This is a genomic window from Streptomyces galbus (assembly GCF_005280195.1).
GTDB lineage: Bacteria > Actinomycetota > Actinomycetes > Streptomycetales > Streptomycetaceae > Streptomyces > Streptomyces galbus.
In genome coordinates this window covers 1-21,466 of the sequence record NZ_SZPR01000007.1, presented here as the reverse complement: position 1 = coordinate 21,466, position 21,466 = coordinate 1, and the positions used below count along the sequence as shown (strand labels likewise).

Here is a 21,466-nt window from a genome sequence, read left to right as displayed (position 1 = left end):
CGGAAAGGGGAACGAGAAGCGACAGGAAAAGGGCGAGAACAAGCCACGTGCGCGCCGACGGCCTCCGCCTCGCAATCCGGCCACTTATCAACCGCTTCCAGTCGCCCACCGAAATCCCCATCCCCTAGTAAAGGCATCGGGAACCTAACAGGAGTCGCATGCCCTTCAGGCCATGGAAGATCAAAAACTTTCCATGGCCACGTCAAGGCGGTCAACTTTCCACCAAGAAAGATTCGCAACTTCTCCGGTCGAGCAGAATGAGTCGGCAAAGCTGCTACCACTGCGGAGAAAGAGACCTGATTCACCGGGGGGAGCAGCATGTACGCGCCGATACGTCGTCATCAGACACGAAGAAAAAGCCGTATACGTCCGACCATCTCGACCGTCACTGTTGTCCTGGCGCTCCTGCTGTCTGCGCCGCTCACGGGAACGGCATCGGCTGCGGCAGCCGACGACCGCGGAGCCCCCGCAGCGACGAAGCCCGCACCGACGTTGCCGAGCAGTCGGCCGACCGGGCCCTTGGGCACCACCCGCCCGACGGACGACTCCGGCCTGACGGCCGACCAACAGGCTGCCCTCGCCTCGGCGCAGTCCCGGGCCAGGTCGACAGGCAGCCCGGTACCGGTGGATGTCCTGACGACGGAGACCGCCACCGTTCAGGCCAATCCCACCGGCACAGTCACGTGGACGACCAGTCTCCTGCCCCAACGCGTTCGCCGTGACGGCGCCTGGACCCCGGTGGACGCCACGCTCCGGCAGAACTCCGACGGTAGCTACAGTCCCGCGGCCGCGGCGGAGCCACTCACGTTCTCCGGCGGCGGCACCGCACCACTCGTGTCCATGACCAGTGGCAGGGTCCAGCTGTCCTTCGCCTGGCCCCGTCCCCTCCCCGCACCGAGCGTGTCCGGCGCCACGATCACCTACCCGGGCGTCCTCGAGGACGTCGACCTCCAGCTCACCGCGAACACCCTCGGCGGTTTCTCGGAGCTCGTAGTGGTCAAGAGTGCGGCCGCCGCCGCGAACCCCGCCCTGGCCACGTTCGAACTGACCGCACACACCACGGGAGTGACCGTCTCCGACGACGGCCACGACAATCTCCAGGCCACCACCCCCACGGGTCAGGTGATGTTCAGTGCGCCTCAGCCCTTGATGTGGGACTCCTCTTCGAGCGCGCAGACGGTCAGGACCATGGCCTCACGGGACAACACCACAACGGGTTCCCCAGCCACAGGTCCGGCTCCCGGGGCTCATGTCGCCCGCGTCGGCGACGACGTGCGCGGCTCGACCCTGACCCTGTCTCCGGACCGCTCGCTGCTGACCGGCTCGGGCACGCACTATCCGGTCTACATCGACCCGACCTGGAACCCCCACTACGCCACCGGCGGCCGCCAGCACTACGTCGAGACCCAGCAGGGCTGCGCGTCGGCGAAGAACTACGACTCCACCCAGTACGGCGACCCGGGCGTCGGCTACAACAGCTGGTCCGGCTGCATCGGTGTCGAGCGCTCGTACTTCCAGCTTGCCATCCCCTCCACCGTCTGGGGCACGCACATCGTGGCCGCCACGGTCAACGCCAAGGAGAACTACTCCGCGAGCTGCAGTCTGTCCTCCGACGTCAAGCTGTACCTGACGGGTGCCATCAGCTCCGGCACCACGTGGAGCAACCGCCCCGCCCTCTCCAGCTACCTGGCGACGAAGAGCTTCGGTCCGGCCTGCAGCAGCCAGCCGTCCGGCGGGTTCTCGGTCACCTCCACCATCGCCAAGAAAGCGGCCGCCAAGAACTCCAGCTGGACGTTCGCCCTGGTCAACAGCAACGAAGGCACGGGAGACGGCAACTACTTCAAACGGTTCGCCAACAACCCGTCGATGTCGATCGAGTACAATCACGTCCCAGCGAAGCCGAGCAGCCTCGCGGCCAAGTTCGGTACACACTCGGTGGGTTGCGGTACCACCACGCCCTATCCGGTGATCGGCAAGACGCTCGTCACCACCCCGCCCACGCTCAACGCCGTGGTCAGTGACGGTGACAAGGACGCCTTGGCCGCCACCTACAAGTACTGGGTCGGCAGTGGCGCCGCCACCACGACGACCAGTGCCACTGTCTCCAGCGGTTCGAACGCGCCCAAGCAGCTCTCATCGACCTTCATGAGCGGACTGAAGACCGGCGACGTGGTCGGCTGGAACGTCACCGCCGGCGACGGGAAGGACACCAGCGGGCCCTCGTCCTCCTGCCACTTCACCGTCGATCTCTCGGCGCCTGCACCGACGAACGTCACGAGCGTCGGTGGCCTCTACCCCGAGGACGCCGCCGGGACGACGGCAGCCGGCACCCCAGGGCAATTCACCTTGAGCACCGACAGCGCCGCGAAGTTCCTGTACGGCCTCGACGTCAGCCCGCCGACCTCCAACACACCGGCCGCCCAGACGGTGACGGCCACCGGCAACAAGGCCACCATCACTGTCACCCCGACCGCCCCGGGCACCCACACCCTCTACGTCTACGCGGTGGACTCGGCCGGGAACGTCTCCACCCAGCAGCAGTACGACTTCACGGCGCTGGGACACGCGGGGAAGACGTACTCCAGTCTTCAGGCCGCCTTCAACAACACCGCCGTCACCGACGACGCCCGTCAGACGGCGGGTGACGCCGACGGCTCGGGCGCCACCATCTCTTTGCAGGACCTGAAAGCTGTCGGCTGGCAACCGGGCGGGAAGGTCACCGTCGACGGCGCCACCTTCACCCTGCCGACGTTCGGTCAGGTGTCCGGTGACAATGTGATGGCTGCCAACCAGACCATCCAGTTGAACGGCGCCAGTGGCCGGGCCCTGGTGTTCCTTGGGTTCTCGACCTACGGTTTCGTTCCCTCCGAGCATGCCGAGGACGACTACTCGAGTCCGGCCGTCCCCGAAGGCACCCTGGTCAGCGGCACCGAGTGCACCCTGGGCAACGGCCAGTACGAGGACTGCCGGGCCGGGGGCCCCTACGGCTCCATCACCTACGCCGACGGAAGCACCGCTCAGACCTACCACCTCACCGTGCCTGACTGGGTGTACGGCTCCAACGCCCTGGCGGCCGTCACGCTGCCCCACCGCAACCACACGAACAGCACCCAGGAGGCGCGCAGCACCAACGTCTACGCCTTCGCCGTGCCTCTGAAGCCGGGCGCCCAGATCAGCTCGGTCACCCTGCCGGACCTCAGCGACTCGGCACGACCGGACGTACCCGGGCTGCACCTCTTCGGTATGGCCGTCCGTGACACCACGGCTGCACCGGGTGGCACGCGTTGGACCGGCGCCTGGAGCGCCCCCAACGAGGGCTCGTTCAACTACGAGGGGACCGACTACAGGGACCAGACGTTCCGCATCGCTGCCGACCCGAGTGTCGCGGGATCGAGTGTGCGCCTCCGGCTGTCCAACGCTCTCGGCAGGACACCGCTGACCATCGACCACACCACGCTGGCCACCCAGTCCTCCGGGGCTGCGCCGACGGCGACACCGGGTGACGTCACGTTCAACGGGGGCAGCAGGTCCGTCACCATCCCGGCCGGCGGTGAGACGTACAGCGACCCGATGACCTACGCGGCGACACCGGGCAGGCGCATGATGGTCAGTCTGCACCTGGCCAACGACGTGCCCTACCTCGTCCAGCACAGCTGGGCCAGTGCGGCCACGATGTACGTGAGCGCCGTCGGCTCGGGTGATCACACGGCGGACACAGCCACCACAGCCTTCATCGGCAGCGGCGTCCACTCGGGATGGTTCACCGACGTCCTGACCGGTATCGATGTCGTCACGGGCGACAACCGCCCGACGGTCGCCGTGCTCGGCGACAACCTCGTCAACCCCTTCGCGGACGGCACCACTCCCGTCCTGGCCGCTCCCCGGCTCTCGGACCGGCTGGCCTCTGCTCTGCAGACCGACACCCAGGGCATCTCCGCCTACGGCGTCGTCGCGTCCGGTATCGAGAACAACCGCCTCGCCACGGAACAAGGACAAGGCGGTCCGGCGGTACTCACGCGACTGGACCGTGATGTCCTCGCACTCCCCGGCGTCTCCACCGTCGTCGTGAACGAGGGGCTGACGGACATCGTGTCCGGAACCGACGACACGGCCTTGGCGGCCGCCTACGAGACACTGCGTGACCAGTTGCGCGGGTGGGGGATCAAGGTTCTGTTCACCACCCTCACACCATGTGCCCGTTATGCGCTCTGCACGGCTGCCGTCGATCAGAACCGGATCGACGCCAACACCTGGCTCACCGATCAGTCCGTGTTCGTCGCGCCCACGGTCGGATATGTGGACACGGAAGCATCCGTCGCCGTCCCGGACCCCGCCAGCACAACGGACCCACCGGCGCTCATGCTCAACGCGGGCACGGCACCGGCCGACTTCGACGCCGGCGACCACGTCAACCTCACCGCGGATGGCTACGCGGCCCTGAGCGCCGCCTTCGACCTGGCCACTCTGGGGCCGGACATGTGACAGCCCGTGCGAAGTGTGTCACCGGCACACATCCGCCGTACACGACCGTGGCCCGCCGGAGGAAGCCGGCGGGCCACGGCGCGTCGCACACTCACACCTCCCCGCCTCAACTCCCGCCCGCGTCCCGGCACAGCAGCCGCAGCGACCCGTGGCCCGCGAAGCAGCGCTGGGACTCCTCGATCGGGTTCCAGAGGCGGCCGTCGGGGGTGCGGACCCAGTGGTCGCCGTCGCCGGTCCACCACTCGCCGCCGGTCTCCCGGACGATCACTTCTCCGGCGTAGGCGCCGAGTCCCCGCAGGACGTGCTCCATCGCGGCCGGAGGCGCGCCCTCGCGGCGTATGTCGTCGATCATCCGGTCGACCCGCCACAGGCTCCGCGCCGAGTAGTCCAGGTGCAGCCGTGCGCCCTCGCGCAGCGCGGCCACGGCGTCGGCCGCCCAGCGCACGGGCCGGGCGGCGGCGTGCGGCCGGGGCTGCTGGGGCGTCGTCGTCTCGTCGGGCGTCGTCTCGCTCATCGCACTGGTCACATGAACAAGAGCGGGCCCGGCGCGCCCGGTGTCACTGCCCCCGCGCGCCCTCCGCCGGAACGGCGCGGGAACGGCGCACGGTCACCGCGACGCCGTCACACCGTGTCCCCCGTGTGAGGGACGCCGTGGGGGCACGAGCCGCCCGCCGCCGTCCTCACCGTCCTCACGCCGTGCGCGCCCTGCGCGACACCGCCGCCCGCAGCACCCTCCTGCCCTCCGTCGACACCTCCAGCGCGCGGCGCAGGCCCTGGGGGCCGTGTTCCGCGAGGAGTTCCAGGACCGTCACCTGGCGGCGCAGCTCGGCCGCGGCGAGCGGCGGCATGCCCTGCGTGCGGCCCGTGCGGCGGGTGTCGACGTCCTCCGGGTCCTGCGCCGGGTCCAGCAGCCGGTGGATGCGCAGCGCGGCGACGGAGCAGGTGTCGGCCCACTCCCGCAGCTCCGCCCCGGTACGCCGGTCCGGTGCCGCGTCGAGCATCCGGCGGGCGAGCGCCACCGCCTCCGCCACGGCGGGTTCCTCCACGGCGGCCCCCTGCCCGCCGTCCCCGTCGCCCGCGGCCCCCGCCAGCTTGTCCCGCACCAGTGCCACCAGGTCGCCCCACCGCGCGGCGTCGGCGTCCTCCATGAGGTTGCCCCACAGCGGCCGCAGGATCTCCTCGTCGCCCCCGAGCAGCGCCACGCACCGATCCGAACAAGCCAACCCGGCCGCGGCCAGGCCCCGCTCGTCGGCCCGCGCGATCAGTTCCACCAGGCTCATCAACGCCTCCCTCCGCGGGGCGCCATCCCTCACGGAGCCCGCACTTCCCCTTACTGCGTGCCACAGCGCCGGAGTGTCACAGACCTGCCACGGCGCGGCGCGCCAGGAGGCGGAACGCAAGGATCAAGCCAACGAGCAGGACGAGGGGGACGGTCCGCGGGCGTCAGCCCAGCCGTCCCGCCAACGCCTTGAACTGCGCCCACGTCAGCGTCGGCCGGCGGGCGTCCCACAGCTTCTGGGCCGTCGCCCGCAGGGGCATCCGGATGCCGGCCGCCACCTGGTCCTGGGTCTGCGCGTTCGGGAAGTCGCCCCACACCGCGAAGGACCCGCCGAGGATCTGGGCGTCGTACCGCGCGGGCACGGCGGTCGTGCCGCGCAGCACCCTCGGCGTCCACTGCTCGTAGATCAGCCGGCCGGTCGGGTAGACGAAGTCGTTGGGCTGGCCGAGGACGTAGTAGAGGTACGTGTCGTTGTAGTTGATCACCTTGCGGCCGGCGCCGAGGTACTCCGCGGGCGGCCGCGCCCCGATCTCCTTGCCCGTCCAGTACCCGACCCGGATGTCCTTGTCGGGCTGCACGGACGTACCGCGGAAGAAGCCGTCGTTCCACGCGCGCGGGGTGCGGTGGTGGGCCCGGACGGTGGCGGCGCGGTCGTTGAGCCAGCCGGTGGTCAGGTCGGCGACGGTGCCGCCGGAGCCGTAGGCCGAGCGGGCCGCGGCGGCGAGCTGCGGGTAGGAGGTCTCGGGGTGGGAGACCATCAGCGCCTGGTACTCGTCGCCGCCGAGGTTCCAGTCGGCGCCGGGGAACAGCCCGGCGTACTCGTCGAGCAGGTCGTCGACGATCTTGGCGGAGGCGGACTTGGAGATGTCGATCGCGCCGCGCGTGGCGGTGCCCTGCGCGTTGCGGAGCTGGAGGTCGGGGTGCGCGGCGATGACGGCGCCCAGGTGTCCCGGCGAGTCGATCTCCGGCACCACGGTGATGTGGCGGGCCGCCGCGAGCTGGACGATCTTCTTCACCTGCGCCTTGGTCAGGTGCCGGCCGGAGACGATCTCCGGGTGGGTGTCGGAGGCGATCCGGAAGCCCTGGTCGTCGGAGAAGTGCAGCCCCAGCTCGTTGTACTTCAGGTCCCCCAGCTCGCGGACCCGGTCCTCGATCCAGCCGGCCGTGTAGTACTTGCGGGCGATGTCCACCATGAAACCGCGCTCGGGCTTGGCCGGCTGGTCACGCACGACGCCCTCGGGCGCGGTGCCGCCGCCGTGCACCTCCTGCTTGAGGGTGCGGGTGCCGTAGAAGACGCCGGCGTCCGAGGGCCCGCTGATGGTGACCCGCCCGCCGCGCACGGTCATGGTGTACGACTCCGGGCCGGCGCCCTTGTCGTGGTCGAGCGCCAGGCGCAGGTCCCCGGCGCGGTCGCCGGACGCCTGCCCCGCGTACGCCAGCCCCAGCTCGCCGGCGATCAGCCGGCCCTCGTCGGCGAGGGAGGCGTCGGCGACGACGACCCGCTCGCCGGCGGCGGGCTTCCACCCCGGCCCGCGCGCCGGCGTGTGCGACCGTACGGCGGGGATGGTCCTCGGCGCCTGCGACAGGGGGTACGTGCGGGTCGGCGAGGGTGTCGCGCCGCGCGGCGTCGCGCCCGTGGCGGCCCGGCCGGGCTCGCGCTCCCCGGCGCCCGCGGCCGACGCGGGCCCCCCGTCGCCGTCGCCGGACGTGGAGGCCCACACGCCCAGGCCCACGCCGAGCCCGATCGTCGCGACGAACGCCCCGGCGATCACCGCCCGCTGCCTGGTCCTGCTCTGCCGTGCCCGGCGCCTGTGACTGCTCACTCAGCCAACCTACGACTCAGGTGTCCCGGAGGCGTCCACCACACGTTCCGAAACTCTCCCGTTCGAGTGAAATTCGGGCATCCGTCGGACACAGGATGACCTCTGTCGATAACGTGGCGTCACAGTTTTCACAGCATCCCCTGCCACATCGCTCGTGACGCGAGGATCCACGCTGTCCGCCCACCGCCTCCCCCACTGCCCGGGCCCGTCCGGCCGCGCGGCCATACCGGCCCTGCCCGAACAGCCCCGTCCCTGCTCCCCGACGGCCCGCACGGCCACCGCGACGACCACGGCCACGGCCACCGCGAGACCCACCGCGGCCGCGGCCCACACGGCCTCCCCGGTGCGCGCGGTCTCCCCCGCGACCGGGCTCGCCCTGTTCAACGCGCTGCCCGCCGACGAGGCGCGCCCCGTCCTGCTGGCCTGTCTGCGCAGCCCGCGCTGGGCCCGCCGGGTGGCCGACCACCGTCCGTACCCCACGGCCGACGCCCTGCTCGCCGCGGCCGACGAGGCGGCCTACGACCTCGGCCCCGCCGACCTCGCCGAGGCCCTGGCCGCCGAGGCGCTGCCCCCGCTGCCGCCCGGCACCTACGAAGCGGCCCACACGGCCCTCAACGCGGCGCACGCGGCGTACGAGGCGCGCTTCGGCCACGTCTTCGTGATCTACCTGGACGACACGCCCGCGGGCGAGACCCTCGACCGCCTCCTCGAAGGCATCCGGTCACGATTGACCAACGATCCCGAGGAGGAACGGGTGCTCGCGGCCGAGGAGCTGCGCCGGCTGGCGGGCGGCCGGCTGCTGGCCCGCCTCACGGGCAGGGCGGACGGCGCGACCAGCCACGACGGCACGGCGCGCGGCGCCTGACCGGCGCGCACCGCGGCCCGGCCCGAGACACCCCCTAGCCCGTCCGGTGCCACCTCGATCACACGTCCGGTGCCTCTTCGATCACACCGGTAGGCCCCCCGTGAGCACCGGCTCAGCGGATGGATACCATGCTGGGGGCCGGTGGACCGTACCCGGCCGGGCCCGACCGACACCGAAGCCGGCGCGGCCCTAGTCCCCGCTCCCGGAGGGTTCTTCCGTGCCGGCTGGAACGCTGTACCGCGGCCGGGAAGGAATGTGGTCCTGGGTGGCTCACCGAGTCACCGGCGTCCTCATCTTCTTCTTCCTGTTCGTCCACGTGCTGGACACCGCTCTCGTGCGTGTCTCCCCCGAGGACTACGACAAGGTCGTAGCCACGTACAAGACGCCGATCGTCGCCTTGCTGGAGTACGGCCTCGTCGCCGCCATCCTCTTCCACGCGCTCAACGGCCTGCGCGTCATCGCCGTCGACTTCTGGATCAAGGGCGCCCGCTACCAGAAGCAGATGCTCTGGACCGTGGTCGGCCTGTGGGTCGTGCTGATGCTCGGGGCGGTCTACCCCGTCCTCGGCCACGCCGCTCGTGAACTGTTCGGGAGCTGACGCACATGTCCACGACTGAAACCACCGCTGCCGGGATCGGCCCCGTCGAGGGCGGCTCGGTCTACAACGTCGACAACCCCGCGCCCCTCATCGAGGCCCCGCGCAAGCGCACCAGGAAGTCCCCGAAGTCCACCCGGGGCAACTTCGAGATGGCGGCCTGGCTCTTCATGCGCCTGTCCGGCGTGGTGCTGGTCGTCCTGGTCATCGGCCACCTGCTGATCCAGCTCGTGCTGGACGGCGGCGTCTCCAAGATCGGCTTCGCCTTCGTGGCGGGCCGCTGGGCGTCCCCGTTCTGGCAGGTCTGGGACCTGCTGATGCTGTGGCTGGCGATGCTGCACGGCGCCAACGGCCTGCGCACGGTCATCAACGACTACGCGGAGCACGCCCAGACCCGGCTGTGGCTCAAGGGCCTGCTCTACACCGCCACGGTGTTCACCATCCTGCTGGGCACGCTGGTGATCTTCACCTTCGACCCGAACATCCGCTAGGCACGGGGCTGCGAGAATCATGAAGATCCACAAGTACGACACCGTCATCGTCGGCGCCGGTGGCGCGGGCATGCGCGCGGCCATCGAGTCGACGAAGCGCAGCCGCACCGCCGTGCTGACCAAGCTCTACCCCACCCGCTCCCACACGGGCGCCGCGCAGGGCGGCATGGCCGCCGCGCTGGCCAACGTGGAGGAGGACAACTGGGAGTGGCACACCTTCGACACGGTCAAGGGCGGTGACTACCTGGTCGACCAGGACGCCGCCGAGATCCTGGCGAAGGAGGCCATCGACTCGGTCCTCGACCTGGAGAAGATGGGCCTGCCGTTCAACCGCACGCCGGACGGCACGATCGACCAGCGCCGCTTCGGCGGTCACTCCCGCAACCACGGCGAGGCCCCGGTCCGCCGGTCCTGCTACGCCGCGGACCGCACCGGTCACATGATCCTCCAGACGCTGTACCAGAACTGCGTCAAGGAGGGCGTGGAGTTCTTCAACGAGTTCTACGTCCTGGACCAGCTCATCACCGAGGTCGACGGCGTCAAGCGCTCGGCCGGCGTCGTGGCGTACGAGCTGGCGACCGGCGAGATCCACGTCTTCCAGGCGAAGGCCGTGATCTACGCGTCCGGCGGCTGCGGCAAGTTCTTCAAGGTGACGTCGAACGCGCACACGCTGACCGGTGACGGCCAGGCCGCGGTGTACCGGCGGGGCATCCCGCTGGAGGACATGGAGTTCTTCCAGTTCCACCCGACCGGCATCTGGCGCATGGGCATCCTGCTGACGGAGGGCGCCCGCGGTGAGGGCGGCATCCTGCGCAACAAGGACGGCGAGCGCTTCATGGAGAAGTACGCGCCGGTCATGAAGGACCTGGCGTCGCGTGACGTCGTGTCCCGGTCCATCTACACGGAGATCCGCGAGGGCCGCGGCTGCGGTCCCGAGGGCGACCACGTCTACCTGGACCTCACGCACCTCCCGCCGGAGCAGCTCGACGCCAAGCTGCCCGACATCACCGAGTTCGCGCGCACCTACCTCGGCATCGAGCCCTACACGGACCCGATCCCGATCCAGCCCACCGCGCACTACGCGATGGGCGGCATCCCGACCAACGTCGAGGGTGAGGTCCTGGCGGACAACACCACCGTCGTGCCGGGCCTGTACGCGGCCGGCGAGGTCGCCTGCGTCTCCGTGCACGGCGCCAACCGCCTGGGCACCAACTCGCTGCTGGACATCAACGTCTTCGGCAAGCGGGCCGGCATCGCGGCGGCGGAGTACAGCCAGAAGGCCGACTTCGTCGAGCTGCCGGAGCGCCCCGAGGCCCTCGTGGTCGAGCAGATCGAGCGCCTGCGGACCTCGACGGGCACCGAGCGGGTGTCGACGCTGCGCCGCGAGCTGCAGGAGACCATGGACGCCAACGTCATGGTGTTCCGCACGGAGCAGACGATCAAGACGGCCGTCGAGAAGATCGCCGAGCTGCGCGAGCGCTACAAGAACGTGGCGATCCAGGACAAGGGCAAGCGGTTCAACACGGACCTGCTGGAGGCCATCGAGCTGGGCAACCTGCTCGACCTGGCCGAGGTCATGGCGGTCTCCGCGCTCGCCCGCAAGGAGTCGCGCGGCGGTCACTACCGCGAGGACTACCCGAACCGCGACGACGTCAACTTCATGCGTCACACCATGGCGTACCGCGAAGTCGGCGCCGACGGCTCCGAGACCGTCCGTCTGGACTACAAGCCGGTCGTCCAGACCCGCTACCAGCCGATGGAGCGTAAGTACTGATGGCTACCCCTGTTCTGGAGAAGGACGACGCGGCCGGCCGCCCCGAGCCCGGTTTCGCCGACTCCCCGTACATCACGGTCACCCTCCGGGTCCGCCGGTTCAACCCGGAGGTCGCGGCCGAGGCGACCTGGGAAGACTTCCAGCTGGAGATCGACCCGAAGGAGCGCGTCCTGGACGCCCTCCACAAGATCAAGTGGGACCTGGACGGCACGCTCACGTTCCGCCGGTCCTGCGCGCACGGCATCTGCGGCTCCGACGCGATGCGGATCAACGGCAAGAACCGCCTCGCGTGCAAGACGCTGATCAAGGACATCAACCCCGAGAAGCCGATCACGGTCGAGCCCATCAAGGGCCTGACGGTCCTGAAGGACCTGGTCGTCGACATGGAGCCGTTCTTCCAGGCGTACCGGGACGTGATGCCCTTCCTGATCACGAAGGACACCAACGAGCCGACGCGCGAGCGGCTGCAGTCCGCCGAGGACCGCGAGCGCTTCGACGACACCACCAAGTGCATCCTGTGCGCCGCGTGCACGTCGTCCTGCCCGGTGTTCTGGAACGACGGCCAGTACTTCGGTCCAGCCGCGATCGTGAACGCCCACCGCTTCATCTTCGACTCGCGTGACGAGGCCGGGGAGCAGCGGCTGGAGATCCTCAACGACCGCGACGGCGTGTGGCGCTGCCGTACGACCTTCAACTGCACGGACGCCTGCCCGCGCGGTATCGAGGTCACCAAGGCCATCGCCGAGGTCAAGCGGGCGCTGATCACCCGCCGTTTCTGACCGGCCGGCGCACATCACGACGGCGAGGGCCCCCTCCGGTGCAGTACGGAGGGGGCCCTCGCCGTCGGTGCGTGCGGGTGCGCGTCGGTGCGCCGGCGGCGTCAGCCGCGCAGGACGCGGCCCTGCTTGTCGGTGCGGTCGTTGCTCGTCAGGAACAGGATGCCGTCGATCAGGGACCAGATGCCGAGGCCGCCGCAGGTGAGGAGCTGCGCGACGCCGACGCCGACGGAGCCGACGTAGAAGCGGCCGATGCCGAGCCCGCCGAGGAAGATCTGGAGGAGACCCGCGACGATCTTCGACTTGTCGGAGTACGGACGGCCCTGCGGGTCGAAGCCGAAGGGGGCGTCAGGGGTGGGGACGGTCATGTGCACTGCTCCTGGATGACTGCTGCGAGAGTCCGGAGCGGAACGGCTCCGGAACGGAGGGCGCACGGACCCATGGCTCGGCCCACCCCCCGTAAGCGGTGAGCCTAGAGAGCGGGACGAGACCGCGGGGAGGGCCGCGGGATGATCGTTCCTGTTCCGTGATCAAATCTTCGTCAAGTTCCGGCCTCGGACCCCGTGTGAGGGGTAGGCGGATGAGTTGCCGTCACCCCTCGGGCGGTCAGGCGGTGTTGCGGACCACGGTCCAGGTCACCGCGAGGGCGAGGATGAGGACCTGGCCGCGGGGGCCGACGCGGGGCTGCCAGCGGCGGCCGCGCAGGCCCTCCGTCATCCACCGGCCGAGCAGCGCCAGCGCGAAGGGTGCGGCCAGGAGCAGGGCCCGGTTGTCGAGCCAGGCCTGGGTGAGGTGACCGTGCATCAGGTCGTACGCCATGCGCGTGCCGCCGCAGGCCGGGCAGAGCAGCCCGGTGACCAGGCGGAAGGGGCAGCGCGGCAGCAGGTGACCGGGCTCGTGCGGGTCGGTGACGTACAGGTAGGCGCTGCCCGCCGCGCCGGCGGTGAGCACCGCGAGGGGGCCCGCCGCCGGGTGCCGCAGCAGCGTGCGCGCGGTGGGGCGCGCCGACGGCGGCGGGGGCGCCGCCTCAGCCACGCAGGACCCGTCCCTGGGCGTCGGTGGTGTTGCTGCTGGTCAGCAGGATGATGCCGTCGATCAGGGCCCAGATGCCGAAGCCGCCGCAGGTGAAGAGCTGGGCGAGGCCGAGGCCGACGTTGCCGATGTAGAACCGGCCGACGCCGAAGGTGCCGAGGAACAGCTGGAGGATGCCCGCGACGATCTTCGACTTGTCGGAGTAGGGGCGCCCGTAGGGGTCGTAGCCGTACGGGGCGTTCGGGTCGCCGGTGTAGGAGCCGGGCGGGACGGCGCCGCCCTGCGGGTAGCCGTAACCGGGCTGCTGGTAGCCGCCCTGGGCGTAGCCCTGCTGCCCGTAGCCGGGCTGGCCGTACGCCTGCTGGCCGTAGCCCTGCTGCGGGGAGCCGTAGGGGCCGGCCTGGCCGCCCCCGTACGGCCCCGGGCCGGCGTTCGGGTAGCCGTACCCCGGCTGGGGCGGCTGCTGCGGCTGCTGCGGCTGTTCGGTCACGGCGGTGTCTCCCCGTTGGCACATGGACGGACCTGTCGGCTCCGACAGTGAAGTGAGTCCAGGTCATCTTGCAGGAGGCAGCGGCCCGCTGAGAAGCCGGGTCCGGGCCCGGGGCGACGGCCGTGCGGGGCGGGGCGTGCCCTCACGGGTTCACGGACGGTCCGCACCTATTCTGACGGTATGTCAGATGACCAGTCGTACGAGCTGCTCGGATTCGACAACGTCCTGCTGCCCGTGGGGGACCTCGACGAGGCCGTCGGGTTCTACGAGCGGGCCGGGTTCGTGGTGGGCTTCCGGTTCGACGAGGGCGGGATCGCCCTGCTGAAGGTCGGGGGCGAGACGCCCGGCGTCCTGCTGCGGCGGGAGGACGGGCTGGGGCACCGGCCGCCGCCCTGGCCGTCCCCGCGGGTGTGGCTGGAGGTGCCGGACGCGCGGGAGGCGGCGCGACGGCTCGCGGCGGCCGGCATCCCGCCGCTGGACGAACCGTTCGCGGTGGCCACCGGCTGGACGGTCGAGGTGTGCGATCCCTGGGGCAACGTCCTCGGCTTCACCGACTACACCAAGCGTCCGGAGCTGGGCCGCCGCGGCTGAGCCCGGCCCGCCCGCCCCCCTGGCCACATGTGTCTTGAACGTGTTCAAAAACAGGTCTACAGTCACCCTGTCAGCGTTTTGAACGCGTTCAAGAAGGGGTGGGGCATGGACCGCACCGTCATCGCCTACGTCATCTACCTGGTCGTCAGCATCGCGCTGACCGTCTGGGTGGCCCGGACCCTCAGCCGCAACGGCCGGGTCTTCCTCGCCGACGTGCTGCACGGCGACGAGAAGCTCGCGGACGCCGTCAACCACCTGCTGGTGGTCGGCTTCTACCTCGTCAACCTCGGCTTCGTCGCGCTGTACCTGAGCGGCGACGACACCGTCGAGGACGCCCGCGGCGTCTTCGAGGCCCTGTCCACCAAGCTCGGCGTCGTGCTGCTGGTGCTCGGGGTGATGCACCTGGGCAACGTGTACGTGCTCAACCGGATCCGGCGGCGGGGGCTGCTGGAGCGGGAGCAGGTGCCGCCGGTGCGGCCGCAGGGCCGGGTCGCCCCCACGCCGGGCGCGTGATCCCGGTGCCGGCCGAGACCGCCCGCGTCCCGGTGCGCGGGCTGACCGTCCTCTGGGACGCCGCGTGCCCGCCGTGTGCCTTCCTGCGCGACTGGCTCGTCCGGCAGCCGCAGCTCGTGCCGCTCGACCTGGTCCCGGCCGGGTCGGAGCAGGCCCGGCGGCTCTTCCCCGGACTCGACCACGGCGCCACCCTCGACGAGATCACCGTCGTGGACGACGCCGGGCAGGTCTACCGGGACGCCGCCGCCTGGGTCGTGACCCTGTGGGCGCTGCGCCGGCACCGGGCCCTGGCCCACCGGCTGAGCACCCCCTCGGGGCTGCGGCTCGCCCGGGGGGCGGCGCTGGCCGCGGCCAGGTGGCGGGAGCGCGGGCGGGCCCCGGCCTGGCCGGCCCCCTCCGGGCCGCCGCAGGCGCAGGACCGGCCGTGGGGCGGGCAGGGCTACCGGCGGGCGGACGGGTGGGTGTACGACCCCGCCGCCGGATGGACGTACCCGCCGGGCGGCGACGGCTGTGCCGGCGGGACCTGCGCCACTCGTTAGGCTCTGTCCGTGTCCGCGAAGAACCAGGGCGCCGGCCCCGAGGAGCCGGCCCCCGTCCCCAGCAAGTCCGAGCAGACCCGCGCGCTGATCCTGGAGACCGCGATGCGGCTGTTCCAGGAGCGCGGGTACGACAAGACGACGATGCGGGCCATCGCCCAGGAGGCCGGGGTCTCGGTCGGCAACGCGTACTACTACTTCGCGGGCAAGGAACACCTCATCCAGGGCTTCTACGACCGCCTCGCCGCCGAGCACCGGCAGGCGGTCCGCGCGGTCCTGGACCGGGAGACCGACCTGGAGGCCCGGCTCGCGGGCGTGCTGCGGGTGTGGCTGGACGTGGCGAAGCCGTACCACGAGTTCGCCGTGCAGTTCTTCAAGAACGCCGCCGACCCGGACAGCCCCCTCAGCCCGTTCTCCCCGGAGAGCGAGCACGCGCGCGAGGAGGCCATCTCCGTCCACCGCGAGGTGCTGGCGGGGGCGACGCGGACCAAGGTGCCCGAGGAGCTGCGGGACGTGCTGCCCGAGCTGATGTGGCTCTCCCAGATGGGCCTCGTCCTGTACTGGATCTTCGACCGCACCGAGGGCCGCGAGCGCAGCTACCGCCTCGCCGAACGCGGGGCCCGCCTCACGGCCCGCGGCGTCTCCCTGGCCCGCTTCCGCCTCCTGCGCCCCCTGGTCCACGAGGTCCACGAACTGTTCACGGACTTCCTGCCGGGCATGACGCGGGTCCTGCCCGACCCGGGGAAGGGGCGGGGGGACCGGGAGTGATCACTTCCGGGTGAACGGCGCCTGTCCGGACATGCGGGCTCCCGGCTGCCTACGATGATGCTCTCGACACCAGCCCCTAGGAGGCACGTGATGTCCGCCGCATCCGTCGAGCAGCCTTTCGACGCCGACGAGCCGTTCTCCCTCGCGGCCGTCGCCGACGAGATCATGGAGCGTCATCCGGGCTACCGCGTCGAGATCATCGGAGGCCATCTCCTCGTGACCCCTTCACCGGATGCCCGACACGGCCACGTGCTGACCGACCTGATGATTCCCTTCCTCGCCGCCGGGCTGCACGGAGGGGAGACCGTGGTGATCCAGAACGTCGGCATCTGGCTGCCCAGCGGCGCGGAGGACTACGCGATCCCGGATCTCGCGCTGCTGGACGCCGATTACGACGATCACCACGTCGAGCGCAACGCCTACGACCCCGTCTGCTTCCGGCTCGTCGTCGAGGTCACCTCCCGCAACTGGAAGGACGACCTCAAGACCAAGGCCGCCGCCTACGCCGAGGCGAAGGTCCCGGTCTACGTCGTCGTCGACCGCAAGCACCAGCGGCTGCACGTGCTCACCGAGCCCGACGGGGGCGCGTACGCGAACCACCGCGTGCACGCCCCCGGGGAGACGGTCGCCCTGCCCGACGTCATCGGGGCCGAGGTCGCCCTCGACGTGGAGGGCATCGTCAAGGCCGGTCAGGGCTCGGCTGGTTGACCGCGTCCACCCCGCCCCCCGCCAGTTCCACGTCGTGGGTCAGGGGGATGTCGGTCACGGTCACGTGGCGGGCGTTCGAGCCGTGGGCCGGGGACGTCACCGCCAGGAGGTAGGTGCCGGGGGCGGGGACCGTGAGGATGTAGGAGCCGTCGGCCAGGGTGGTGACGCGGTCCAGTTGGCGGCCGCCCTTGGACAGGAGGGTCACCGCCGCGCCGTCGACCGGGTCGCCCGTGGCGGCGCGGACGAAGCCGTGGACCACGGAGGAAGGGCCGTCCGCGTCGGGGGCGGGGCCCGGGGCCGGGTCCTCCGCCGGTTCCACCGCCAGGTGGGGCAGCCGCCGGTCGAGCCAGGCCGGCAGCCACCAGTTGGAGCTGCCGAGCAGGTGCATCGCCGCCGGGACCAGCGCCGTGCGCAGGACGAACGCGTCCAGCGCCACCGCCGCCGCGAGGCCCACGCCCGCCATCGCCGCACCCGAGTCGCCGCTGAGGACGAAGGCGAGGAAGACGCACACCATGATCAGCGCCGCGGAGTTGATGACCCGGCTGGTCTCCGCGAGGCCCACCCGCACCGCCCGCGCGTTGTCCCGGGTGTGCACCCACTCCTCGTGCATCCGGCTCACCAGGAACACCTGGTAGTCCATCGACAGGCCGAAGAGCAGCGACAGCATGATGACCGGCAGGAACGCGTTGATCGGGCCCTCCTTGCCGAGGGCGAGCAGGTCCAGGCCCCAGCCCCACTGGAAGACGGCGACCAGCACACCGAACGACGCCGCCGCCGCGATCAGGTTCATCACCGCCGCCGTCAGCGGGACCACCAGCGAGCGGAACGCGACCAGGAGCAGCAGGAAGCCCAGGCCGATGATCGTCGCGACGAACAGGGGCAGCCGGTCGCCGGTGACCGTCGCGAAGTCCTTGGACACCGCCGTCACCCCGCCCACGTGCGCCGACGCCCCGGCCCGCGGGATCACCTCGTCGCGCAGGGTGTCGATCAGCTCGTCGGTCTCCTTCGACTGCGGGGACGTCGTCGGCACCACCTGGACCACCGTCACGCCGCCGGCGGGCGGCAGCGCCGCCACCCGGGCCACGCCCTGGGTGCCCTGGATGCCCTTGACCAGCGCCGCGGTGTCGCCGCCGTCGGCCACCACCTGCAGGGGGCCGTTGAAGCCCGGCCCGAAGCCCTCGGCGAGCAGGTCGTACGCCTGGCGGGTGGTCGTCGTGGTGTCGTCGTTGCCCTGGTCGGTGGCGCCGAGCCGCAGCGACAGCACCGGCACCGCCAGGACGGCCATGACGACCAGCGCGAGCGCCGCGACCGTACGGGGCCGCCGCTGCACGCCCGACGACCAGCGGGCCGCGAGGCCGCTCGCGCGCTCCGGCTCGGGCCCGACCTCCGCGAGCCGGCGCCGCTGCCGGCGGCTGAGGACGCGCGGGCCCAGGAAGCCCAGCAGGGCCGGCAGCAGGGTGGTCGCCGCGAGCACGCTCAGCACGACCGTGAGGGACGTGCCGATCACCACGCCGTCCAGGAAGCGCAGGTTCGTCACCAGCATCCCGGCGAGCGCGATGCACACCGTGCCGCCCGCGAACAGCACCGCCCGCCCGGAGGTGTTCATCGCGGTGATCACCGACTCCTCGGGTTCCAGGCCCCGCAGGAGGCCGCGCCGGTGCCGGGTGACGATGAACAGCGCGTAGTCGATGCCGACGCCGAGGCCGATCAGCGAGGCGAGCAGCGGGGCCAGGTCGGGGATGTCCGTGCTGTGGCTGAGCAATTGGGTGCCGAACAGGCCCATGCCCACGCCGAAGACCGCCACCGCGATCGGCAGCAGCATCGCGAACACGGAGCCGAAGGCGAGGAAGAGCACGACGGCCGCGGCCACCAGGCCGACCATCTCGGCGAGACCGGTCGGGGGCTCCTGCACGCGCTGGATGGCCTGGCCGCCCAACTCGACGCGCAGTCCGTCCCGTTCGGCCGCCTGCGCGGTGTCGACGACGTCCTGCACGAGGTCCTTGGGCACCTCGTTGGCGCGCTGGGTGAAGGTGACCTGCGCGTACGCGATCCGCCCGTCCCGGCTGACCTGCGCGGCGCCCGCGGCCCCGGTGTAGGGGCCGGCGACGTCCCCGACGCCCTTCATCCCGGCGATCTTCTCCAGCGCGGGCTGGATGCGGGCGCGCACGTCCGCGTCGCGCACCGAGCCCCCGTCGACCTTCCACACGACGGTGTCGGTGTCGCCGGCCCGGGCCGGGAACGCCTTCTCCATCAGGTCGTACGCCTTCTTGGAGTCCGTGTTCGGGAGGGAGAAGACGTTCGCGTAGTCCGTGCCGGCCGTCGAGGCCGAGAACCCCATGCCGAACAGCGCCCCCACCCACAGCAACAGGACCACCAGCCGGTGCCGATGGCACCACCGCGCCAATGCCGCCACGCTCAAGCTCCTTCTTCGCTCGGTTCCCCCGGGTCCTGGCACCAGCATGGGCGCACGGGTGCGCGCGAGGCCGTTCCCCGGGACGACTCTCAAGGAACTCCAAAGCAGCGGGCCGCCCCCGCACCGGCCCACCGCCCGATACTGGGGTCATGACGACGGCTCCCGGGACGGTACTGGTGGTGGAGGACGAGCCGAGCATCGCGGACGTCCTCGCCATCGCCCTGCGCTTCCACCGCTTCGAGGTCATGACCGCGGCCACGGTCCGTGCGGCGCTGGAGCTCGCCGGGCGCACCCGGCCGGACGTGGCCCTGCTGGACGTGATGCTGCCGGACGGCGACGGCCGCGAGCTCGGCCGGCGGCTGCGCGGCGAACAGCCCGAGCTGGGACTGGTGTTCCTCACCGCGCGGGACGCGCCCGCGGAGATCGTCGGCGCGCTCGGCTTCGGCGACGACTACATCACCAAGCCGTTCGACATCGACGTGGTGGTGGCCCGCATCGGCGCGGTCATCCGCCGCACCCGCCCCGCCGACGTCCTGCCCCGGCGCCCCCCGCTGCGCTACGGCGACCTGGAACTGGACGAGACGACGTACAGCGTCCACCGCGCGGGCCGCACGGTCGAGCTGACGCCCACCGAGTACGCGCTGCTGCGCTTCCTGGTGCGGAACGCCGGGCGGATCGTGCCCAAGGAGCAACTGCTGCGCCACGTCTGGCAGTACGAGCACACCCCGCCGGAGTCCACCGTCGTCGAGACGTACATCAGCTACCTGCGGCGCAAACTCGCCGCGCTGGGCCCTCCGTTGATCACGACCCGGCGCGGGGTCGGGTACGGGCTGGCATGAGGCGTCCCCGGCTGCCGGTGAAGGCGCCCCGGGCACGGCGCGCGATCCACTCGCTGCGGGTGCAGCTCACCCTCGCCAACGTGGCGCTGCTCGCCCTCGGCATCGTCGCCACCACGGCCGTCAGCCTGATGGGCATGCGGTACTACCTGCTCGACCAGGTCGACTCCGGGCTGACCAAGACCCGCACGTCGCTCGCCAGCACCAGGCTCACGGTCCGCCAGATCGACTCGCTCAGCGTGCTGTCGTTCGTCCGGGACGGGCTGGCGCCCGAGCAGTTCGACGAGCGGGCGACACCCGACTCGATCTTCACCGCGCTGGACGCGCGGGGCCGTCCCCGGACCCTGTTCGGCGTCACCCCGACCCCCGCCCAGCGGGGCCTGGCCGACGCCGTCGACGACCCGGCCGCCCTCACCTCCGACCCCGACCCGCACTCCGTCGACGTCCACGGCGCCGCCTACCGCGCGACCGCCACCCGCCTCGCCGACGGCACGTACGTCCTGCTGGCCACCTCCACCGACGGCCTGCACAAGGGCATCGGCAAGGCGCTCAAGCTGGACCTGGCCGTGGGCACGCTGCTGCTGTCGCTGCTGGCGTGCCTGACGCTGTTCAGCGTGCGGCGGCGGATGCGGCCGCTGGAGGACATGGTGGAGACCTCCTCGGCGATCGCCGAGGGCGACCTGACCCGGCGGGTGCCGTCGCGGCACCACTCCACCCGGGAGGTGGAGCAGCTCCGGATCGCGCTGAACTCGATGCTGCACCAGGTGGAGTCGGCGTACCGCACCCGCGAGCACAGCGCGGCCCAGCTCCGCCGGTTCGTCGCGGACGCCTCGCACGAGCTGCGCACCCCGCTGTCCGCGATCCGCGGCTACCTCCAGCTCTACGACCAGGGGATGCTGCGCGAGGCCGAGGAGCGGCGCCGGGCCTGGGACCGGATGAACGGCGAGGTGGACCGCATGGGCCGGCTCGTGGACGAGCTGCTCACCCTGGCCCGGCTGGACCAGCGTCCCGAGCTGCGGCTGCGGGACGTCGACGTGAGCCGGCTGGTGCGGGACGCGGCCGAGGACCTGCGGGCGCAGCAGCCGCAGCGGCCCGTCACCGTGGACGCTGCCGCGTCGGTGCGGGTGCGCGCGGACGAGTCGGGGCTGCGCCAAGTGCTCGGCAACCTCGTCGCCAACGTCCGCACGCACACGCCCGCGGACGTGCCGGTGCAGCTCGGCGCGGAGCCGGCGGGGGGCGCCGAGGGCGTCGTACGGCTGTGGGTGCGGGACAAGGGGCCGGGGCTGGCCGCGGACGACGCGGCGCGGGTGTTCGACCGCTTCTTCCGCGCGGGCGGCGGCGCGGGCAGCGGCCTCGGGCTGGCGATCGTGCAGGGCGTGGTGCACGCCCACGGCGGCGAGGTGTCGGTGCGCACGGCACCGGGCGAGGGACTGACGGTCACCGTGGAGCTGCCGGCCCGGCGCGAGGAGTGCGGCTAGGTGTGTTGTCCCGGGA

20 protein-coding genes are annotated in these 21,466 nt (G+C 71.5%); 13 read left to right on the top strand and 7 right to left on the bottom strand.

Features of this window, described 5'->3' with window-relative positions; translation table 11 throughout:
* The first annotated feature begins 624 nt into the window (after positions 1-624).
* Entirely contained in the window at positions 625-4,482 is a 3,858-nt protein-coding gene (locus E4U92_RS03525) for a hypothetical protein (protein ID WP_137298756.1), read from the top strand.
* Between the two features lie 106 nt (positions 4,483-4,588).
* Here the strand turns inward: E4U92_RS03525 and E4U92_RS03520 are convergent, their stop codons facing one another.
* From E4U92_RS03520 to E4U92_RS03510, 3 genes are all read right to left on the bottom strand, one after another.
* Positions 4,589-4,996 (bottom strand): hypothetical protein, encoded by a 408-nt coding sequence (locus E4U92_RS03520; protein ID WP_137298755.1) that lies wholly within the window; start codon positions 4,994-4,996, stop codon positions 4,589-4,591.
* Positions 4,997-5,171: 175 nt separating this feature from the next.
* Entirely contained in the window at positions 5,172-5,762 is a 591-nt protein-coding gene (locus E4U92_RS03515) for a hypothetical protein (protein ID WP_137298754.1), read from the bottom strand.
* A gap of 163 nt (positions 5,763-5,925) precedes the next feature.
* Positions 5,926-7,584, bottom strand: coding sequence for a beta-N-acetylhexosaminidase (locus E4U92_RS03510; RefSeq protein WP_137298753.1), 1,659 nt, complete (start codon positions 7,582-7,584; stop codon positions 5,926-5,928).
* 154 nt (positions 7,585-7,738) lie between these two features.
* On the opposite strand from E4U92_RS03510, the gene E4U92_RS03500 reads away from it, so the two are divergent.
* The 5 genes from E4U92_RS03500 to E4U92_RS03480 all read left to right on the top strand — a co-directional run bounded on the left by E4U92_RS03500 (position 7,739) and on the right by E4U92_RS03480 (position 12,088).
* Entirely contained in the window at positions 7,739-8,449 is a 711-nt protein-coding gene (locus tag E4U92_RS03500; RefSeq protein WP_422070790.1) for a 2-oxo-4-hydroxy-4-carboxy-5-ureidoimidazoline decarboxylase, read from the top strand.
* Positions 8,450-8,666: 217 nt separating this feature from the next.
* The gene (sdhC, locus tag E4U92_RS03495; protein ID WP_137298751.1) at positions 8,667-9,047 is read left to right on the top strand and encodes a succinate dehydrogenase, cytochrome b556 subunit; all 381 of its coding nucleotides are present in this window, start codon (positions 8,667-8,669) and stop codon (positions 9,045-9,047) included.
* A 5-nt stretch (positions 9,048-9,052) separates the two neighbouring features.
* Positions 9,053-9,535 carry a succinate dehydrogenase hydrophobic membrane anchor subunit gene (locus E4U92_RS03490; protein ID WP_137298750.1) on the top strand — a complete coding sequence of 161 codons (483 nt, stop codon included), beginning with the start codon at positions 9,053-9,055 and terminating at the stop codon, positions 9,533-9,535.
* A gap of 19 nt (positions 9,536-9,554) precedes the next feature.
* Positions 9,555-11,309: a succinate dehydrogenase flavoprotein subunit gene (gene sdhA / locus E4U92_RS03485; RefSeq protein WP_067240041.1), complete on the top strand. Its 1,755-nt coding sequence runs from the start codon at positions 9,555-9,557 to the stop codon at positions 11,307-11,309.
* The gene (locus E4U92_RS03480; RefSeq protein WP_067240043.1) at positions 11,309-12,088 is read left to right on the top strand and encodes a succinate dehydrogenase iron-sulfur subunit; all 780 of its coding nucleotides are present in this window, start codon (positions 11,309-11,311) and stop codon (positions 12,086-12,088) included. Before sdhA ends, E4U92_RS03480 begins: the two co-directional genes overlap by 1 nt.
* 101 nt (positions 12,089-12,189) lie before the next feature.
* Here E4U92_RS03480 and E4U92_RS03475 read toward each other — a convergent pair whose 3' ends face one another.
* The 3 genes from E4U92_RS03475 to E4U92_RS03465 all read right to left on the bottom strand — a co-directional run bounded on the left by E4U92_RS03475 (position 12,190) and on the right by E4U92_RS03465 (position 13,607).
* Complete coding sequence (locus E4U92_RS03475; protein ID WP_067240044.1) at positions 12,190-12,453, bottom strand: TM2 domain-containing protein; 264 nt, start codon at positions 12,451-12,453, stop codon at positions 12,190-12,192.
* A 238-nt stretch (positions 12,454-12,691) separates the two neighbouring features.
* Positions 12,692-13,120 (bottom strand): DUF2752 domain-containing protein, encoded by a 429-nt coding sequence (locus E4U92_RS03470; RefSeq protein ID WP_229863042.1) that lies wholly within the window; start codon positions 13,118-13,120, stop codon positions 12,692-12,694.
* Positions 13,113-13,607, bottom strand: a complete 495-nt coding sequence (locus E4U92_RS03465) for a TM2 domain-containing protein (RefSeq protein WP_137298749.1) — start codon at positions 13,605-13,607, stop codon at positions 13,113-13,115. The genes E4U92_RS03470 and E4U92_RS03465 overlap by 8 nt, the downstream gene beginning before the upstream one ends.
* Positions 13,608-13,787: 180 nt before the next feature.
* Here E4U92_RS03465 and E4U92_RS03460 point away from each other — a divergent pair, with 180 nt between their 5' ends.
* From E4U92_RS03460 to E4U92_RS03440, 5 genes are all read left to right on the top strand, one after another.
* Positions 13,788-14,198, top strand: a complete 411-nt coding sequence (locus tag E4U92_RS03460) for a VOC family protein (RefSeq protein WP_137298748.1) — start codon at positions 13,788-13,790, stop codon at positions 14,196-14,198.
* 105 nt (positions 14,199-14,303) lie between these two features.
* A complete protein-coding gene (locus E4U92_RS03455) occupies positions 14,304-14,711 on the top strand; it encodes a hypothetical protein (RefSeq protein ID WP_137298747.1) in 408 nt (135 codons plus the stop codon).
* The gene (locus E4U92_RS03450) at positions 14,708-15,250 is read left to right on the top strand and encodes a DCC1-like thiol-disulfide oxidoreductase family protein (RefSeq protein WP_168725024.1); all 543 of its coding nucleotides are present in this window, start codon (positions 14,708-14,710) and stop codon (positions 15,248-15,250) included. The genes E4U92_RS03455 and E4U92_RS03450 overlap by 4 nt, the downstream gene beginning before the upstream one ends.
* Before the next feature lie 9 nt (positions 15,251-15,259).
* Entirely contained in the window at positions 15,260-16,015 is a 756-nt protein-coding gene (locus E4U92_RS03445) for a TetR family transcriptional regulator (RefSeq protein ID WP_137298746.1), read from the top strand.
* 90 nt (positions 16,016-16,105) lie between these two features.
* Complete coding sequence (locus E4U92_RS03440; RefSeq protein WP_137298745.1) at positions 16,106-16,723, top strand: Uma2 family endonuclease; 618 nt, start codon at positions 16,106-16,108, stop codon at positions 16,721-16,723.
* Here E4U92_RS03440 and E4U92_RS03435 read toward each other — a convergent pair.
* Positions 16,695-19,127, bottom strand: coding sequence for an MMPL family transporter (locus tag E4U92_RS03435; RefSeq protein WP_137298917.1), 2,433 nt, complete (start codon positions 19,125-19,127; stop codon positions 16,695-16,697). The genes E4U92_RS03440 and E4U92_RS03435 overlap by 29 nt on opposite strands.
* Before the next feature lie 158 nt (positions 19,128-19,285).
* Between E4U92_RS03435 and E4U92_RS03430 the strand changes: the two genes are divergently transcribed.
* Both E4U92_RS03430 and E4U92_RS03425 read left to right on the top strand, forming a co-directional pair.
* On the top strand, positions 19,286-19,975 hold the full coding sequence (locus E4U92_RS03430; RefSeq protein ID WP_137298744.1) for a response regulator transcription factor: 690 nt from the start codon (positions 19,286-19,288) through the stop codon (positions 19,973-19,975).
* Positions 19,972-21,450: a HAMP domain-containing sensor histidine kinase gene (locus E4U92_RS03425; protein WP_137298743.1), complete on the top strand. Its 1,479-nt coding sequence runs from the start codon at positions 19,972-19,974 to the stop codon at positions 21,448-21,450. Before E4U92_RS03430 ends, E4U92_RS03425 begins: the two co-directional genes overlap by 4 nt.
* Positions 21,451-21,466 lie beyond the last annotated feature (16 nt).

Excerpts from the sequence above, each read along its gene's own strand:
- E4U92_RS03490 (WP_137298750.1), top strand. The coding sequence starts at position 9,053 with ATGTCCACGACTGAAACCACCGCTGCCGGGATCGGCCCCGTCGAGGGC.
- E4U92_RS03475 (WP_067240044.1), bottom strand. The coding sequence starts at position 12,453 with ATGACCGTCCCCACCCCTGACGCCCCCTTCGGCTTCGACCCGCAGGGC.
- E4U92_RS03425 (WP_137298743.1), top strand. The coding sequence starts at position 19,972 with ATGAGGCGTCCCCGGCTGCCGGTGAAGGCGCCCCGGGCACGGCGCGCG.
- E4U92_RS03440 (WP_137298745.1), top strand. The coding sequence starts at position 16,106 with ATGTCCGCCGCATCCGTCGAGCAGCCTTTCGACGCCGACGAGCCGTTC.
- sdhA (WP_067240041.1), top strand. The coding sequence starts at position 9,555 with ATGAAGATCCACAAGTACGACACCGTCATCGTCGGCGCCGGTGGCGCG.
- E4U92_RS03460 (WP_137298748.1), top strand. The coding sequence starts at position 13,788 with ATGTCAGATGACCAGTCGTACGAGCTGCTCGGATTCGACAACGTCCTG.
- E4U92_RS03520 (WP_137298755.1), bottom strand. The coding sequence starts at position 4,996 with ATGAGCGAGACGACGCCCGACGAGACGACGACGCCCCAGCAGCCCCGG.
- E4U92_RS03455 (WP_137298747.1), top strand. The coding sequence starts at position 14,304 with ATGGACCGCACCGTCATCGCCTACGTCATCTACCTGGTCGTCAGCATC.
- E4U92_RS03480 (WP_067240043.1), top strand. The coding sequence starts at position 11,309 with ATGGCTACCCCTGTTCTGGAGAAGGACGACGCGGCCGGCCGCCCCGAG.
- E4U92_RS03515 (WP_137298754.1), bottom strand. The coding sequence starts at position 5,762 with ATGAGCCTGGTGGAACTGATCGCGCGGGCCGACGAGCGGGGCCTGGCC.
- E4U92_RS03430 (WP_137298744.1), top strand. The coding sequence starts at position 19,286 with ATGACGACGGCTCCCGGGACGGTACTGGTGGTGGAGGACGAGCCGAGC.